Genomic DNA, 15,214 nt, shown 5'->3' with positions numbered 1-15,214 from the left:
CCACCATGGCCAGCACCACAATCGATACGCCGGCCGGCGGCGTGGGGAAGCCCGCGTCCGCCCCGGCCATGCCGGCCGAGAAGGTCTCCGGCCGCACCTGGATGGCGGTGGCCGCCGGCATGCTGGGCGCCTTCATGGCGGTGCTCGACATCCAGATCACCAACTCGTCGCTCAAGGACATCCTGGGCACCTTGTCGGCCACGCAGGAAGAGGGCTCGTGGATCGCCACCGCCTACCTGGTGGCGGAGATCATCGTCATTCCGATGACCGGCCTGCTGACCCGCGTGTTCGGCATGCGCGCCTACCTGATGGGCACCACCTCGCTGTTCCTGGTCTTCTCCACGCTGTGCGGCTTCGCCTGGAACCTGCCGAGCATGATCGTGTTCCGCATGCTGCAGGGCTTCACCGGCGGCGCGCTGATCCCGATGGCGATGACCTTGGTGATGACCAAGCTGCCGCCGTCCAAGCGCGCCGCCGGCATGGCCATCTTCGGCCTGACGGCCACGCTGGCGCCGGCCATGGGTCCGACCTTCGGCGGCTACCTGAGCGAGCTGTATGGCTGGCCGTCGATCTTCTACATCAACTGGGTGCCGGGCGTGCTGCTGATCGGCGGCATCGCGCTGGGCCTGGACAAGGAGAAGTTCCAGCCCAACCTGCTGTTCAACGCCGACTGGCTGGGCATCGCCTTCATGGCCATGGGCCTGGGCAGCCTGACCATCTTCCTGGAAGAGGGCAACAGCAAGGACTGGTTCGATTCCTCGTTCATCATCACCTTCGCGGCGATGGCCATCGTCGGCCTGCTCGGCTGGGCGGTGACGGGGGCGATGCGCAAGCAGCCCTTCGTCAACCTGGGCCTGTACGGCCAGCGCAACTTCTTCGCCGCCACCGCGCTGTCGATGGCGATGGGCATGGGCCTGTACGGCTCCTCGTTCCTGCTGCCGCTGTACCTGGGCCAGATCGCCGGCTACTCGCCGATGCAGATCGGTGAGGTCATCATGTGGGTCGGCCTGCCGCAGCTGTTCATCATGCCGTTCGTGGCCAAGCTGTCGTCGAAGGTCGACAACCGCATCCTGTGCAGCTTCGGCCTGTTGCTGTTCGGCGGCTCCTGCCTGATGAACGCCTACATGGACGCCACCACCGGCTACGACCAGCTGCTGCTGTCGCAGGTGGTGCGCGCGCTGGGCCAGCCGTTCGTGATGCTGACGCTGTCGAACTTCGCGATGAACGGCATCTCGCCGAAGGACATGCCATCGGCTTCGAGCCTGATCAACATGACCCGCAACCTGGGCGGCTCGATCGGCATCGCATTGCTGGCCACCGCGCTGACGTCGCGCGAGCATTTCCACTCGCAGCGCCTGGGCGAATCGGTGACCGGCTTCGCGGCCGCCACGCAGGAACGCCTGGCCGCGCTGACGCAATCGTTCATGAGCAAGGGCTTCGACGCCACCAGCGCGTCGGACATGGCGCTCAAGGCGGTCGACGGCATCGTGCGGCGCGAGGCTTATGTGATGGCCTATAACGACGGCTTCTTCCTGGTCGCGATGGTGCTGTTCGGCTGCATCGGCGTGCTGTGGTTCTCGGACAAAGTCAAAGCCCCTTCGGGTGGCGGCGGTGGCGCGCACTAGGCGCCTTCCAAACAATTTTAAGTGAGGTAACACCATGTTGAATTCAGCTCTGAAGCGTCTGACGCTCGCTGTTTCCGTTACGCTGGCCGTCACCGGCTGCGCCACCGTCGGCAGCGATTTCGCCGCGCCGAAGAACGTCGCCGACGCGTCGTTCCGCCACCTGCCGCAAGCCGGCGCCAGCGAGGCGCACCTGCCCGCGCAGTGGTGGACCGTGTTCAACGACGATACCCTGAACCGTCTCGAACAGACCGCGCTGCGCGACAACCCGAGTGTGAAGGCCGCCGCACAGCGGCTGGTGGTGGCGCTGGAGCAGGCCGGCCTGTCGCGCGCCAACCAGCAGCCGTCGCTGAGCGTGAGCACGTCGGTGTCGAACTCGCGCACCTCGGCCGAGACTTCGCAGGGCCTGGCGCTGGGCGGCCGTTCGATCAAGGGCAACAACTACACGGTGGGCGCATCCATGTCGTATGAGGTCGACCTGCTGGGCCGCGTGCGCCGCCTGGTGGAGGCGTCCGACGCGCAGGCGCTGGCCGCCGAGGCGGACCGCGACGGCGTGCTGTTGATGCTGTCGTCGCAGCTGGCGACCAACTACTGGCAGCTGCGCGGCCTGGACGCCGAGATGGCGATCCTGAACGGCGCGCTCGATACCCGCCGCGAAACCGAGGAACTGGTGACGGCGCGCTTCAACGCCGGCCTGTCGAATGAGCTGGACGTGTCGCGCGCCCGCATCGAGCGCGCCAACGCGCAGGCCGACCTGCATGAAGTGCAGCGCCAGCGCAATCTGCTGGAACACAGCCTGGCGACGCTGGTCGGCGCCTCGCCATCGGCGCTGCTGACGGCGCCGAACGCCAATGCCGCCGTGCTGCCGCAACCACCGGCGATTCCGGTCGGCCTGCCGGCCAGCCTGCTGTCGCAGCGTCCGGATTTGGCGGGCAGCGTGGCCAACCTGCGCGCGGCCAATGCGCAGATCGGCGTGGCCGAAGGCGCGTTCTATCCTTCGCTGTCGCTGACGTCGAACTTCGGCTACGCGTCGGAGAGCTTGAAGGAATTGGGCAAGGGCGGTTCGCGCCAGTTCAGCGTCGGCCCGTTGGCGCTGTCGCTGCCGATCTTCGACGGTGGCCGCAACAAGGCCAACCTCGCCATCTCCAAGGCGCGCTATGAAGAGGCGATCGCCAACCACGAGACCAAGCTGCTGACGGCGCTGCGCGAAGTGGAAGACGCGCTGTCCGATGTGCAGGAACGCCAGCTGCAGGGCGAGGTGCAATCGGCCTCGCAAGTGGCGGCGGCGCGCGGCTACCTGGTGGCGCGTGCGCGCTACGAGCGTGGCGTGTCGACCTACCTGGACGTGACCGACGCGCAGCGCAGCGCGCTGGCGGCCGACCGCGCGGCGGTGCAGATCAACACCCAGCGCCTGCTGGCGGCGGTGTCGGTGGCGCGCGCGCTGGGCGCGGGCTGGCAGCCGTCGGCGCAGCTGGCGTCGGTGGCGCAGAACGGCGCGATCAAGCCGCTGGCGAAGTAAAGTGTTTTCCGCCCGGTGCAACGCCGGGCGAGGTCCCTACGCGGAAGAGGCCAGCGGCAGCGCTGCCGCTGGCCCGAAGCGTTCCACGATGAAGTCGATGAATGTGGTCAGCTTGGGCGTGGCCAGGCGGTCGCGCGGGTAGACCAGGTGCATGGGGCGGGCCGGCGGCAGATAGTCGCACAGCACCGGCTTCAATCGGCCGGCGGCGATGTCCTGCGCCAGCAGCACCTCGGCCTGCATCACGATGCCGAAATCCTTGAGCGCGGCCATGCGCAGCGCCTGGCCGCTGTTGGTGCGGAAGCGGCTGGGCGGCGGCGTGTGCTTGCCGCGCTGGCCGTGCACCGATTGCAGGCGCCAACGCACGCCGACCGCACCCACCATGTAGTCGAGGCATTCGTGCCGCGCCAGGTCTTCCGGCGTGCGTGGCGTCCCGTGCTTTTTCAGGTAGGCCGGCGAGGCGCAGATCACCATCCCGTAGTTGAACAGCGGCCGCGCGATCATGCCGGAATCGTCCAGCGCGCCGATGCGTACGGCGGCGTCGTAGCCTTCCTCCACCAGGTCGACCATGCGGTCGTTGAGGCTCAGGTCCACGCCCACTTCCGGGTGCAGGCGCAGGTAGTCGCTGATGGCGGGCGCCAGCCATTCGCTGCCGAAGGAGACCGGCGCGGTGATCCTGAGCCGTCCGCGCGGCACGCTGCGCATCGCCTCGGCGCCGGATTCGGCGGCGGCGATCTGCGCCAGGATGGCCCGGCATTGTTCGACGTACTGGGCGCCGATCTCGGTCAGGCTTTGGCGGCGCGTGGTGCGGGTCAGCAGGCGCGCGCCCAGCGTGGCCTCCAGGTGGGCGATGTGCTTGCCGATCATGACCGGAGACAGCTGGAAGGCGCTAGCGGCAGCCGTGAAATTGCCGGCGTCGACCACGGCGACGAAGATCTCCATGCTGCGCAGCTTGTCCATGTGATTGCTAATGCTGAGTTAGTAATGATCTTCATCTTAGCTCATTTATTCCTTTGACGTTGTGGACGATACTGGCGTTTTCACTCACCGGGAGAACAGCATGAAAGTAGTCGTCATCGGAGCGGCCGGCACGGTCGGCAAGGCAGTGGTCGAGCAACTGGGGCAGCGGCACGAGATCGTCACGGTCGGCGCCAGCAGCGGGCAGTATCAGGCCGATATCGCCGATATCGCGCAGGTGCGGGCCGTGTTCGCGCAGATCGGCCGCGTGGATGCGGTGGTGGTGGCGGCCGGCTCACTGCACTTTGCGCCGCTGGATGGGTTCACGCCGGAGCAGTTTTACGTGGGCCTGAACAGCAAGTTGATGGGGCAGGTCAACGTGGCGCTGGTGGCGCGGGAGTACCTGAACGACGGCGGCTCGATCACGCTCACCAGCGGCATCGTGGCCGATGAGCCGATCCGCAACGGCGCCAGCGCCACCATGGTCAACGCGGCGGTCGAGGGCTTTGTGCGGGCGGCGGCGATCGAGCTGCCGCGCGGCTTGCGCATCAACGCCGTCAGCCCGACCGTGTTGGAGGAATCGATGGGCAACTACGGGCCGTTCTTCATCGGCTTCGAGCCGGTGCCTGCGCGCCGCGCCGCGCTGGCGTATGCGCGCAGCGTGGACGGTGCGCAGACCGGGCAGGTGTATCGCGCCTGGGGAGCGTCGGCATGAAGGTGATGGTGATCGGCGGGACCGGGACCATCGGCGGCGCAGTGGTCGAGCAATTGAAGCCGCGGCATGAGGTCATCGTGGTCGGCGCGCGCGGCGGACAGCACCAGGTCGATATCGAGGACATCGCGCAGGTACGGGCGTTGTTCGGGAAGGTGGGGCGCGTCGACGCGGTGGTGGTGGCCGCGGGAGCGCTGCATGTGGGGTCGCTGGCGGAGCTCACGCCCGAGCATTTCCACGTGGGCTTGCGCGGCAAGTTGATGGGGCAGGTCAACGTGGCGCTGGTGGCGCGGGAGTTGCTCAACGATGGCGGTTCGATCACGCTGACCAGCGGCGTCGATACCGAGCAGCCGATACGCGGCGCGGTGGCGGCGTCCACCGCCAACGCGGCGGTGCAGGGTTTTGTGCGGGCGGCCGCGATCGAGCTGCCGCGCGGCTTGCGCATCAACGCGGTCAGCCCGACGGTGCTGAAGGAGTCCGTGCATTTGTTCGGTGAGCTGTTCACCGGCTTCGAGCCGATCGCGGCCAGCCGCGCCGCGCTGTCCTACGCGCGCAGCGTGGACGGCGCGGAAACGGGGCGGGTGTACCGGGCCTGGTAGGAGGAGCGGGATCCGTGTACTACAATGCGGATCTCACTCCACCACGAGGTTCGAATGAAAAAAATACTGCTCCCTCTGGCCATGGCTTTCGCCTGCGCTTCCGCTTACGCCGCGCCGGCCAGCCTGGCCGAATTGGACAAGATGACCAAGCGCTTCGCGCCGGTCGCATTGACCGCCGACACCAGCCAGCTGTCCGCCGGCGACAAGCGCGCCATCGCCAAGTTGATCGAGGCCGCCAAGATCATCGACGTGCTGCAGCTGCGCCAGCGCTGGTCCGGCAACGAGGCGTTGTGGGCCGCGCTGCAAAAAGACCAGACCCCGCTGGGCAAGGCGCGCCTGAACTACTTCTGGCTCAACAAAGGTCCGTGGTCGATCCTGGACGACCATCAGCGCTTCCTGCCTGCGGAAGTGAGCGGCATCGCGATCCCGGAGAAGAAGCCGGAATCCGGCAACTTCTATCCCGAAGGCGCGACCAAGCAGGCGTTGGAGAGCTGGATGAACGCGCTGCCGGCGAAGGACAAGGAGCAGGCGCAGTGGTTCTTCACCACCATCCGCAAGAACGCGGCGGGCCAGTTCGCCGTCGTCAAATATTCGGACGAGTACAAGCCGGAGCTGGAGAAGGCCGCCGCGCTGCTCAAGCAGGCCGCCGCCGACACCGACAACGCCTCGCTGAAGAAATTCCTGCAGCTGCGCGCCGACGCCTTCCTGAGCAACGACTACCTGGCCTCCGACTTCGCGTGGATGGACCTGGACGCGCCGGTCGACATCACCATCGGACCCTACGAGACCTACAACGACGAACTGTTTGGCTACAAGGCCGCGTTTGAAGCCTACGTCAACATCCGCGACCAGAAGGAGACGCAGAAGCTGGACTTCTTCGCCAAGCATATGCAGGAGCTGGAAGACAACCTGCCGCTGGACGCCAAGTACCGCAATCCGAAAGTAGGCGCGCTGGCGCCGATGGTGGTGGTCAATCAGGTCTACGGCGCGGGCGACGGCAACATGGGCGTGCAGACCGCCGCCTACAACCTGCCGAACGACGAGCGCATCATCAGCCAGCGCGGCTCCAAGCGCGTGATGCTGAAGAACGTGCAGCAGGCCAAATTCAAGTCCACGCTGACGCCGATATCCAAGCTGGTGCTCAAGCCGGCCGACCAGAAGGACGTCGACTTCGACTCCTTCTTCACGCACATCCTGGCGCATGAAATCACGCACGGCCTGGGCCCGCACATCACCAAGGCCAACGGCGCCGAATCGACGCCGCGCCAGGACCTGAAGGAAGCCTACTCCACCATCGAGGAAGCCAAGGCCGATATTACAGGCCTGTACGCGCTGGCCTACATGATGGACAAGGGCCAGCTGGCCGGCACGCTGGGGCAGGGCGCGGCGGCCGAGCGCAAGCTGTACACGACCTTCCTGGCCTCGGCCTTCCGCACGCTGCACTTCGGCCTGACCGACTCGCACGCGCGCGGCATGGCGATCCAGATGAACTACATCCTCGACAAGGGCGGCTTCATCTCGCACGGCGACGGCACCTTCGCGGTGGACTTCAAGAAGATCAAGCAGGCGGTGATCGACCTTGACCGCGAGTTCCTCACCATCGAAGCGACCGGCGACTACGCCCGTGCCAAGGAGATGATGGCCAAGTACGTGGTGATCCGTCCCGACGTGCAAAAGGCGTTGGACAAAATGAAGACGGTGCCGAACGACATCCGCCCCGAGTTCAAGACCGCCAATACCCTGCTCGGCAAATAACCCCTGGGGTCAGATACCGTCTTGAATGGCAAGCCCTTTCGATAAGTAATTAGGATCGAAAGGCTTGTCATTGTGTATCACCCCATAAATCAAGTGAGCCAGTTTGTGCATGACTGCACCGATCACGGCTTTCTGTGCCATGCCAGTCGCGGCAAGCCGCTCAGCGAATTGGCGCAGGATGGGGTTATGACGGCGCGCCACCAGGCTAGGCATATACAGCGCAGCGCGCAATGATGTATTGCCTGTTCGACTGATGGTCGTTCGTCCCCTCACTGAGCTTCCGGAGCTGCGTTGCTTGGGCGTTACGCCAAGGAAGGCGGCAGAAGGCTTTCGCGCTGCCAAGCGGCGGATATCACTTAAACTCCCCAATACTTTGGCCGCCGTGGTCTACGCGCCGGGGATTGTGGTGAGCAACTCCGCATCGTGCTTCAGGCCAGGATGGCGATCGATGTGATCGTCGATGTCTTTCAAGCTTCTCAATTTCTGCGCTGAGCCAGGTGATATGCCGCCGCACGTGCTGCACCACCTCGTCCATTCCACCGATGGCTAACGCCTCCAGCCGGTTTTTTTCTTCCTGCTGGCGGATATCCTTCAAGGCTTGAACGCTGAGTCCATGCCCGCAACTGGCGCTGCTCCAGCGGCGGCGGACTCAAGGGCGCAGGCCGCATTGCTGCTGGTAGCGACGATCAGGCCGGCGTCGATGGCATCGTTCTTGTTGCAGATATTCTCGCTGTGGCCCAAAGCGCTTTGATGCAGGCCGGATTCTCCCACCTTCACCATCAGGCCGGCCTGGTGCAACGCAAAAGCGCCACCGGCTCGGAATACACCCGGTCGCCTCCATGCAAACGTGCCAAGGCCGATAACGGCACCTTGGATTTGCCCAGCCAATCGAGCAGCGCTCGGTGACCTTCGATGGAGTTTTCCAGCACCTTGGTCTTGGTTTTTCCATTTGACCAGCAGTGCAATATCTAATTTTCTCTTGCGACGCATCAATACCTACTGCTGCGTATATCGCATCCATTTTTGACCTTCCCTCGTATGCAGGCTTACGCATTGACACGATATTCCCAAGATACCGTTCGGACTTATCAAATGAAACGGGCGAGCACCTATCTGACCGTGCTCCACATGGCACTAAGTCCTGATCAGCACGTCACTCCGCCCGGCCGCACGCTTCGTTATTATCCGATGGAGATGCGGTACGTATCTCTGAAGTCTGACATTGGACACAGCGAGCTCTGCCGTAGCAGCCGCTACGGCAGACTTGACCCCAATTTTGCAAGCATTCAATTTTTTCTACGTAGAAATAAGTTGTTGTTGAACCTGCTTTGGAGCAATAAATCTTGCTTTGGGCGTGCTACAGTTTGATCACCATGATCAAGCGCACCTTATTCCTGCTGCTCCTGTCGTCCGTCGGCCTGGCTTCCGCCGCTCCGCTGACCGATATGGAAACCCGCTGGCTCACCGCCGGTTCTGCCGTACTGGCCTATGCCAAGCAGGAACTCAAATTGCCGATCGATATCACCGTGCAACCGCAGGCGCGCGCTACCGATGTGCCGCTGGCGCTGGGCTTCCAGGACGGCCGCTGCAAGCTGGTGCTGTCGATGCGCGGCAATCCCGCCGCCGAGGACATCCTGGCCGGCCTGCCCGCGGAACAACGTCCGCTGATGATCGAGGCCATGGTCGCCCACGAGATCGGCCACTGCTGGCGCTATGCGCAGGGCGTGTGGCACGCGCTGCCGGCCGGCTTCGAGCAGCCTGCGCAACAACCGGCGCAAGAGCACGCGCAGGAGCAGGCCCAGGCGCTGCGCCTGACCCGCCGCGAGGAGGGCTTCGCCGACCTGGTCGCGCTGGCCTGGACCCAGCATCGTCATCCACAGGACTACGCCGCCGTCGCCGCCTGGATGCGGCAGGTGCGCCAGCCCGCCACCGCCGGCACGGCCGGTTCGCACGGCACGCTGGCGTGGTTGCAGCTGGCGCCCAGCGGCGCCGCCTTCGACCCTGCCCAGCCCCTGTTCGAACAGGCGGCGAGCCTGTGGCGCCAGGGCCTGTTGCGCGACGAGTAAACATCCGTAACTCTGTACGTTCCCGCACAGAGCAGGGTCTCCGGGCGGCGTTTAATGTGTCCACCAACCACCACACAAGGGACACATCATGAACAAATTACTCTTCATCGTGCTGGCCGCCGCGACCAGCGCCAGCTTCGCCGCCACCCCCAACAACGATTCCGTCGCCTACAAGGCGGCCACCAAGCAGGCCGAGATCGACTACAAGAGCGCCAAGGCGGCTTGCGATGCGCAATCGGGCACCGCCAAGGATATCTGCGTGGAGCAGGCCAAGGTGGCCCGGGCCAACAGCGAGGCCACCGCCACCATGCAATACAGGAACGATAAGCGCTCGGTGCAAAAGGCCCAGACCGAAGTGGCGGACGCCGACTACAACCTGGCCAAGGCCAAGTGCGCTCCGCAGACCGGCGCCGAGAAGGACAGCTGCCTGAGCACCGCCAAATCGACCCACGTGGCCGCCATCAACGATGCCAAGGCCGGCAAGAAAATGGCCGACGTCGCCCAGACCGGCATCGATTGCAGCACCATGACCGGCACCGACAAGGCGTCCTGCGAAACCCGGCAGAAGAGCGAAATGGCCAAGGACACCGTGGCCGATTCCGTGATCACGACCAAGGTCAAGTCCGAACTGCTGGCTGAGCCCGCCCTGAAATCGCTGGACGTGCACGTGGAAACCACCAACGGCACCGTCATGCTGAGCGGCTTCGTGCCGTCGCAGGCGGAGGTGGACAAGGCCGTCGATGTGGCCCGCAACGTCAAGGGCGTCAACAAGGTGCAGAGCTCGCTGCGCATCAAGTAATCCCCCGCTTGCCGCAGGGGACCGCCGCCGCGGTCCCTTTTTTTTGCTTGCATTCATTATGATCGTCATTTAAGATCGGGGCCAGCGTGCGCTTCCGCGCGCCCCCATGACGCGAGGAGCCGCATGTTCGCCATACCTTTATCCCGCTGGCTGCAAGGCCGCGGCCTGCACTTTTCTTGGGTGATCGTCGCCATCACCTTCCTCACCGGGCTCAGTTCGTCGGCCGCGCTGGGCCTGCCCGGCGCGCTGCTGCAACCGTTGTCGAAGGAGTTCGGCTGGGATGTCGAGCAGATCTCGTCGGCGCTGGCGGTGCGCTTCGTGCTGTTCGGCCTGATGGGGCCGTTCGCGGCCATCCTGATGGAACGCTTCGGCCTGCGCAACGTGGTCGTCACCGCGCTGACGCTGGTCGCCAGCGGCCTGGCGCTGGCCACGCGCATGACGCAGTTCTGGCAGCTGGTGCTGTTCTGGGGCATCATGCTCGGCGTCGGTTCCGGCATGACCGCGCTGGTGCTCAGCGCCGTCGTCTCGACCCGCTGGTTCGACACCCGGCGCGGCCTGGTGGTGGGCGTGCTCACGGCCAGCTCGGCCACCGGCCAGCTGGTGTTCCTGCCGGTCGGCGCCTGGCTGATCGAGCACTACGGCTGGCGCATGGCGGTGATTCCGGTGCTGCTCGCTTGCGCCATCGTGGCCGTGCTGGTGTTCCTGCTGATGCGCAACCGTCCCGGCGAAGTCGGCCTGGCCCCGTACGGCGCGCCGGCCGATCCCCTGACGGGAATCGCGCCGGTGGCGCCGCCCGCCGCGCCGATGCGCGTGACCTTCGCCACGCCGTTCAAGGTGCTGGCCGAGGCCGCCCGCAACCGCGTGTTCTGGATACTGTTCGGCACCTTCTTCATCTGCGGCCTCAGCACCAACGGCCTGATCCAGACCCACTTCATCTCGCTGTGCGGCGACGCCGGCCTGTCGGCGGTGCCGGCCGCCTCGGTGCTGGCGATGATGGGCGCCTTCGACCTGGTCGGCACCATCGCCTCGGGCTGGCTGTCGGACCGCTACGACAACCGCAAGCTGCTGTTCATGTACTACGGCTTGCGCGGCTTGTCGCTGTTCTGGCTGCCGTATTCGGAATTCACGCTGTACGGGCTGTCGCTGTTCGCCATGTTCTACGGCCTGGACTGGATCGCCACCGTGCCGCCGACGGTGCGGCTGGCCGGCGCCACCTTCGGCAAGGAAAGGGCCGGCATGGTGTTCGGCTGGGTGTTCGCCGGCCATCAGCTGGGCGCGGCCGTGGCCGCCTACGGCGCCGGCCGCGTCCGCACCATGATGCTGACCTATAACCCGGCGCTGTTCGCCGCCGGCGCCGCCTGCCTGGTGGCCGCCGGTCTCATCCTGCTGATCCGCAAGCCGGCCGTGGCGGCGGCGGGCGTCCCGCTTGCTCCCCCAACCAAGGCCAGCGCCTGACGCGACGACACCACGCTGGAAGCGCTCCCAAAATGTAATCAGGCTGTCATGCGCCGGTGCAACAATGCGCTCGACCTTAACAGCCTGATGGAGTTTGTATGCGTTTTGCCTTCCCCGGCGGCCAGCTGATCGCGGCCGCCGCCATGACCTCGTTGCTGGCCGCCTGCGGCAGCGACGGCGTGCCGATCACCGAGACCAACCCCGGCAACGGCTTCAACCCGACCGCGGTCGCCTTCATGAGCGACGTCCACTTCGAGAACATCTACGGCGACCTGAAGAACCCCAATTTCGCCGGCATCCCGACCAAGGACGGCAGGAACGCCACCATCCGCACCATGTACGCCGAGCTGACCTCGACCCGGCTGTTCAACGAAAACTACTTCGCCTTTCGCGGCGCGCTGGACGATGCGTATGGCAAGGGCCTGCGCCTGGTGGCGCTCCCGGGCGACATCTCCGACGATGCCCAGCCGATCAACATCGACGGCATCGCCGACATCCTGCACGAGTACCAGGCCAAGGGCATGCGCTTCTTCATCGCGCCGGGCAACCACGATCCGAACGAGCCGTTCGACAACGACGAGGCCGGCAAGAACGACTTCCTGACCCGCGACGGCAAGGAACAGAAAATCTACGCCACCGGCGCGGCCGCCTGCAAGGCCAAGGATCCGGCCGTCGTCTGCACCAACCAGCTGATGGAGCAGGGCTATGAAAAGCTGCTGACCAAGCTGGCCGACTTCGGCTACATGCCGAACCAGAACGACGTCTACTGGGAAACCCCGTTCACCAAATACGCCGACGGCAAGTACAGCTATGCCGCCGCCACCGCCGCGGCCGACCTGGGCAAGCGCCAGTTTGAAATCTGCGCCGAAGGCGAGGGCGGCAGCTACAAGGCGGCCGGCGAAGCCCGGTTGGGCAAGTCCTACACCCGCTGCGGCAACATCATCGACGCCAGCTACCTGGTCGAGCCGGTCAAGGGCATTTGGCTGCTGGCGCTGGACGCCAATGTGCACGTGCCCAACGCCAAGTTCGATCCGGCCAATCCGGCCTCGTTCAAGGGCTACGACGGCGCCGGCGACGCGGGCTGGAACAAGGTGCAGACGCACAAGATCCACCAGATGGAATGGATCAAGTCGGTGACCGAGCGCGCCAAGGCGCAGGGCAAGCAGCTGATGGCCTTCTCGCACTATCCGACCATGGACTTCTACGCCAACCAGACCGGCGCCATGAAGGCGGTCTTCAAGCCGGGCGCGTTCCAGGTCTCGCGCATGCCGGACGCTTCCACCACCGCCGCGCTGGCCGCCACCGGCCTGCCGCTGCACATGGGCGGCCATATGCACTTCAACGGCACCAACGACTACAAGGACGCGGCGGGCAACTATCTGGTCAATGTGCAGTCGCCCTCGCTGGCCGTGTTCGGCGCCGCCTACAAGATTGTCAGCTACCAGAGCAAGGACCAGATCGATGTGCAGACCGTGGCGTTGAACAGCGTCCCGCGCTACAACGAGCTGTTCCCGCTGTACCAGGCCGAGTACGACTACCTGCAGGGCAGCGTGGCGGCGGCCGACATCGCCAAGCGCTGGAACCGCGGCATCCTCGACACCAAATCGTATGGCGAATTCACCCGCACCTATTTCGGCGAACTGTCGCGCCTGCGCTTCATGGGCGACTACTGGCCGTGCGAAATGAAGGAAGCGGCGATGTCGCTGGACGCGCGCCAGATGCTGATCCTGTCGCAGCTGCAGACCAAGGTCACGCTGGCGCAGCTGAAGGACAATCCGGGCGTGCTGCCGATCACGGCCGCCTGCGCCGCCAAGGGCACCGTGGCCGAGGGCGGTGTCGCCGCCAGCCAGCTGACGGCCGACTGGGCCGCCGCCACCGCCAAGGCCGAGCAGATCGCCGCCGCCGCCAACCTCAAGCTGGCCGACTTCGCCAAGATCAGCGCCTACGAGTTCTACGGCGACTTCCACCGCACCGTGTACGCCGGCGAACTGGCGCTGCGCGACATGGGCGCCGAGCGCGTGGCGCAGTACAAGGTGTTGATGGCGGCGTTCCCGGCGGCGCCGGCCGCGATCGTTAAGATCGGCGACCTGCCGTCGGACCAGAACCCGGTGCACGTGCTGTTCCAGAACCAGTTCAAGCAGGTGTTTGCGATCCTCAAGGGCCTGGGCTCGGGCAAGCCCAGCGACCACTTCACGATCGACCTGAAGGCCAAGACGCTGAGCAACGCCAGCAGCAGCGGGCTCAGCTTCAACTAGGTGGGAGAGGGGAGCGTCGCCTGACGATAGGGAATTGATCCACGTCAACAATTGTGGATTGAGTTTCAACTATCTTTAGGCGAGCTCTGCAATATCTGTCACAAATCGTAACAATTATCAAGAAAGTAGAGCAAAAATAAATATTCTTACAACAAGTTTCGTGCGCAAAAGAACAATGTTATATTGCTTTTCCTACCACAGCCATCTGGGATGCACTTCGGTGATGATGGCTGCGGTTGCTATTCAGGGCCCTATAACTTTCTACAAGAAACCTAAAAAGTAAGGATAGTATTCATGATTTTCCAAACCAAACAATTCAAGCTGGCCGCGGTGGCCGCAGCCCTGTTGGCCGCCGGCGCAGTCCAAGCATCCAACGCGAACATGACCGATAACCTGGTCCACTCGTACAAGGGGCTGGAGCCGCTGACCGGCAACACCTCGGCAGTGAGCAACTGGCGCTTCACCGCGGGCCAGAGCTTTAACGGCGTCGCTGGCGCGCTGGACGGCGTTGCCCGTCTGAGCTTCAGCAATTCGGGCGGCAACTGGGCCTGCTCCGGTTCGCTGCTGGCCGGCGGCCAGTACGTGCTGACCGCCGCCCATTGCGCCGATGACTTCAGCAAAATGACCGTGCAGTTCGGCTGGCAGGCCGGTAGCGCCGCCGTGACGCGCAACGTTTCGGTCGGCAACGCCTACGTCAACAAGGCCTGGACCGGCCAGCTTGACACCGGCGCCGACATCGCGATCCTGAAACTGGACACCGCGGTCACCGGCATCAACGGCTATCACCTGAGCACGACCAACGACGTCGGCAAGGATTACCTGATGGCCGGCTATGGCACCACCCAGAAAGCCACCACCAACGCGGCCACCAATTGGAACGACGGTGGCTACGGCCACTACGCTTACAACACCTTTGACGTCGACAGCAAGACGTTCAATAAAGCGGTCGGCGACAAAGATGCCAGCTGGGGCTACAATCCTGCGGATTACGCGGCTGGCGCCACCTACATGAGCGATTTCGACAGCGGTCAAGCCAACAACAACACGCTGGGTCGCATCGGCGATATCACCGGTAACAAGTGGACCAGCGGCACCGGCCTGGGCGCGAAGGAAGGCCTGATCGCCGGCGGCGACTCGGGTGGCGGCGATTTCGTCTGGAACGGCACCGAATGGCTGCTGTCGGGCGTGCACTCGTGGGGCTGGCAAGGTACCAGCGCTTGCAACCTGATCGGCGGCATGACCGACTGCGACAATGCGTCGCTGAATGGTTCCAGCTATGGCGACCTGTCGGGTTCCACCGCGACCTACTCGCACATCGCATGGATCAACTCGGTGACCGCCGTGCCTGAACCGGAAACCTACGCGATGATGATCGCCGGCCTGGCGCTGGTGGGCCTGGCCCGCCGCCGCAAGCAAGCGTAATTCCGCAAGCATAAAAAACCCCCGTCCGGCTGAGCGTATTCAGTGCGGACGGGGGT

The 15,214-nt window shown here is 64.7% G+C and carries 13 protein-coding genes and 1 pseudogene; 10 read left to right on the top strand and 4 right to left on the bottom strand.

The window, feature by feature from the left end; translation table 11 throughout:
* The first annotated feature begins 5 nt into the window (after nucleotides 1–5).
* Nucleotides 6–1,625 (top strand): DHA2 family efflux MFS transporter permease subunit, encoded by a 1,620-nt coding sequence (locus tag HUX88_RS23980; RefSeq protein ID WP_117011758.1) that lies wholly within the window; start codon nucleotides 6–8, stop codon nucleotides 1,623–1,625.
* 34 nt (nucleotides 1,626–1,659) lie between these two features.
* Nucleotides 1,660–3,141 carry an efflux transporter outer membrane subunit gene (locus HUX88_RS23975; protein ID WP_176363392.1) on the top strand — a complete coding sequence of 494 codons (1,482 nt, stop codon included), beginning with the start codon at nucleotides 1,660–1,662 and terminating at the stop codon, nucleotides 3,139–3,141.
* Nucleotides 3,142–3,177: 36 nt separating this feature from the next.
* Here HUX88_RS23975 and HUX88_RS23970 read toward each other — a convergent pair whose 3' ends face one another.
* Entirely contained in the window at nucleotides 3,178–4,098 is a 921-nt protein-coding gene (locus HUX88_RS23970) for a LysR family transcriptional regulator (RefSeq protein WP_176363391.1), read from the bottom strand.
* A 100-nt stretch (nucleotides 4,099–4,198) separates the two neighbouring features.
* Between HUX88_RS23970 and HUX88_RS23965 the strand changes: the two genes are divergently transcribed.
* Genes HUX88_RS23965 through HUX88_RS23955 form a run of 3 tightly spaced genes read left to right on the top strand, consistent with a single transcriptional unit; the run spans nucleotide 4,199 to nucleotide 7,161 of the window.
* A complete protein-coding gene (locus tag HUX88_RS23965; RefSeq protein ID WP_176363390.1) occupies nucleotides 4,199–4,810 on the top strand; it encodes a short chain dehydrogenase in 612 nt (203 codons plus the stop codon).
* Nucleotides 4,807–5,406 carry a short chain dehydrogenase gene (locus tag HUX88_RS23960; protein WP_176363389.1) on the top strand — a complete coding sequence of 200 codons (600 nt, stop codon included), beginning with the start codon at nucleotides 4,807–4,809 and terminating at the stop codon, nucleotides 5,404–5,406. The genes HUX88_RS23965 and HUX88_RS23960 overlap by 4 nt, the downstream gene beginning before the upstream one ends.
* 54 nt (nucleotides 5,407–5,460) lie before the next feature.
* On the top strand, nucleotides 5,461–7,161 hold the full coding sequence (locus HUX88_RS23955; RefSeq protein ID WP_176363388.1) for a hypothetical protein: 1,701 nt from the start codon (nucleotides 5,461–5,463) through the stop codon (nucleotides 7,159–7,161).
* A gap of 9 nt (nucleotides 7,162–7,170) precedes the next feature.
* Here HUX88_RS23955 and HUX88_RS32600 read toward each other — a convergent pair whose 3' ends face one another.
* The 3 genes and pseudogenes from HUX88_RS32600 to HUX88_RS32590 form a co-directional block, all read right to left on the bottom strand.
* The gene (locus HUX88_RS32600) at nucleotides 7,171–7,374 is read right to left on the bottom strand and encodes a hypothetical protein (protein ID WP_229219514.1); all 204 of its coding nucleotides are present in this window, start codon (nucleotides 7,372–7,374) and stop codon (nucleotides 7,171–7,173) included.
* Nucleotides 7,375–7,386: 12 nt separating this feature from the next.
* Nucleotides 7,387–7,503 (bottom strand): annotated as a pseudogene (locus tag HUX88_RS32595) (transposase); the annotation flags it as partial.
* 249 nt (nucleotides 7,504–7,752) lie between these two features.
* The gene (locus HUX88_RS32590; protein ID WP_229219509.1) at nucleotides 7,753–8,151 is read right to left on the bottom strand and encodes a hypothetical protein; all 399 of its coding nucleotides are present in this window, start codon (nucleotides 8,149–8,151) and stop codon (nucleotides 7,753–7,755) included.
* 383 nt (nucleotides 8,152–8,534) lie between these two features.
* Between HUX88_RS32590 and HUX88_RS23945 the strand changes: the two genes are divergently transcribed.
* From HUX88_RS23945 to HUX88_RS23925, 5 genes are all read left to right on the top strand, one after another.
* Nucleotides 8,535–9,227, top strand: coding sequence for a hypothetical protein (locus HUX88_RS23945; protein WP_176363387.1), 693 nt, complete (start codon nucleotides 8,535–8,537; stop codon nucleotides 9,225–9,227).
* Between the two features lie 88 nt (nucleotides 9,228–9,315).
* Nucleotides 9,316–10,026 (top strand): BON domain-containing protein, encoded by a 711-nt coding sequence (locus HUX88_RS23940; protein ID WP_176363386.1) that lies wholly within the window; start codon nucleotides 9,316–9,318, stop codon nucleotides 10,024–10,026.
* Nucleotides 10,027–10,149: 123 nt separating this feature from the next.
* Complete coding sequence (locus HUX88_RS23935) at nucleotides 10,150–11,481, top strand: MFS transporter (protein ID WP_176363385.1); 1,332 nt, start codon at nucleotides 10,150–10,152, stop codon at nucleotides 11,479–11,481.
* A 98-nt stretch (nucleotides 11,482–11,579) separates the two neighbouring features.
* Entirely contained in the window at nucleotides 11,580–13,736 is a 2,157-nt protein-coding gene (locus HUX88_RS23930) for a metallophosphoesterase (protein ID WP_229219508.1), read from the top strand.
* Between the two features lie 294 nt (nucleotides 13,737–14,030).
* Entirely contained in the window at nucleotides 14,031–15,158 is a 1,128-nt protein-coding gene (locus HUX88_RS23925) for a trypsin-like serine protease (protein ID WP_117011748.1), read from the top strand.
* Nucleotides 15,159–15,214: the final 56 nt, after the last annotated feature.

The organism is Duganella sp. BJB1802 (assembly GCF_013369445.1).
Lineage (GTDB): Bacteria > Pseudomonadota > Gammaproteobacteria > Burkholderiales > Burkholderiaceae_D > Rugamonas > Rugamonas vulcania_A.
This window is presented reverse-complemented; position numbering and strand designations above follow the sequence as displayed.

Coding starts and splice junctions, on each gene's coding strand:
- HUX88_RS23970 (WP_176363391.1), bottom strand. CDS start 4,098: ATGGACAAGCTGCGCAGCATGGAGATCTTCGTCGCCGTGGTCGACGCC.
- HUX88_RS23955 (WP_176363388.1), top strand. CDS start 5,461: ATGAAAAAAATACTGCTCCCTCTGGCCATGGCTTTCGCCTGCGCTTCC.
- HUX88_RS23930 (WP_229219508.1), top strand. CDS start 11,580: ATGCGTTTTGCCTTCCCCGGCGGCCAGCTGATCGCGGCCGCCGCCATG.
- HUX88_RS23925 (WP_117011748.1), top strand. CDS start 14,031: ATGATTTTCCAAACCAAACAATTCAAGCTGGCCGCGGTGGCCGCAGCC.
- HUX88_RS32590 (WP_229219509.1), bottom strand. CDS start 8,151: ATGCGTCGCAAGAGAAAATTAGATATTGCACTGCTGGTCAAATGGAAA.
- HUX88_RS23960 (WP_176363389.1), top strand. CDS start 4,807: ATGAAGGTGATGGTGATCGGCGGGACCGGGACCATCGGCGGCGCAGTG.
- HUX88_RS23965 (WP_176363390.1), top strand. CDS start 4,199: ATGAAAGTAGTCGTCATCGGAGCGGCCGGCACGGTCGGCAAGGCAGTG.
- HUX88_RS23980 (WP_117011758.1), top strand. CDS start 6: ATGGCCAGCACCACAATCGATACGCCGGCCGGCGGCGTGGGGAAGCCC.
- HUX88_RS23940 (WP_176363386.1), top strand. CDS start 9,316: ATGAACAAATTACTCTTCATCGTGCTGGCCGCCGCGACCAGCGCCAGC.
- HUX88_RS23975 (WP_176363392.1), top strand. CDS start 1,660: ATGTTGAATTCAGCTCTGAAGCGTCTGACGCTCGCTGTTTCCGTTACG.
- HUX88_RS23945 (WP_176363387.1), top strand. CDS start 8,535: ATGATCAAGCGCACCTTATTCCTGCTGCTCCTGTCGTCCGTCGGCCTG.
- HUX88_RS32600 (WP_229219514.1), bottom strand. CDS start 7,374: ATGCCTAGCCTGGTGGCGCGCCGTCATAACCCCATCCTGCGCCAATTC.
- HUX88_RS23935 (WP_176363385.1), top strand. CDS start 10,150: ATGTTCGCCATACCTTTATCCCGCTGGCTGCAAGGCCGCGGCCTGCAC.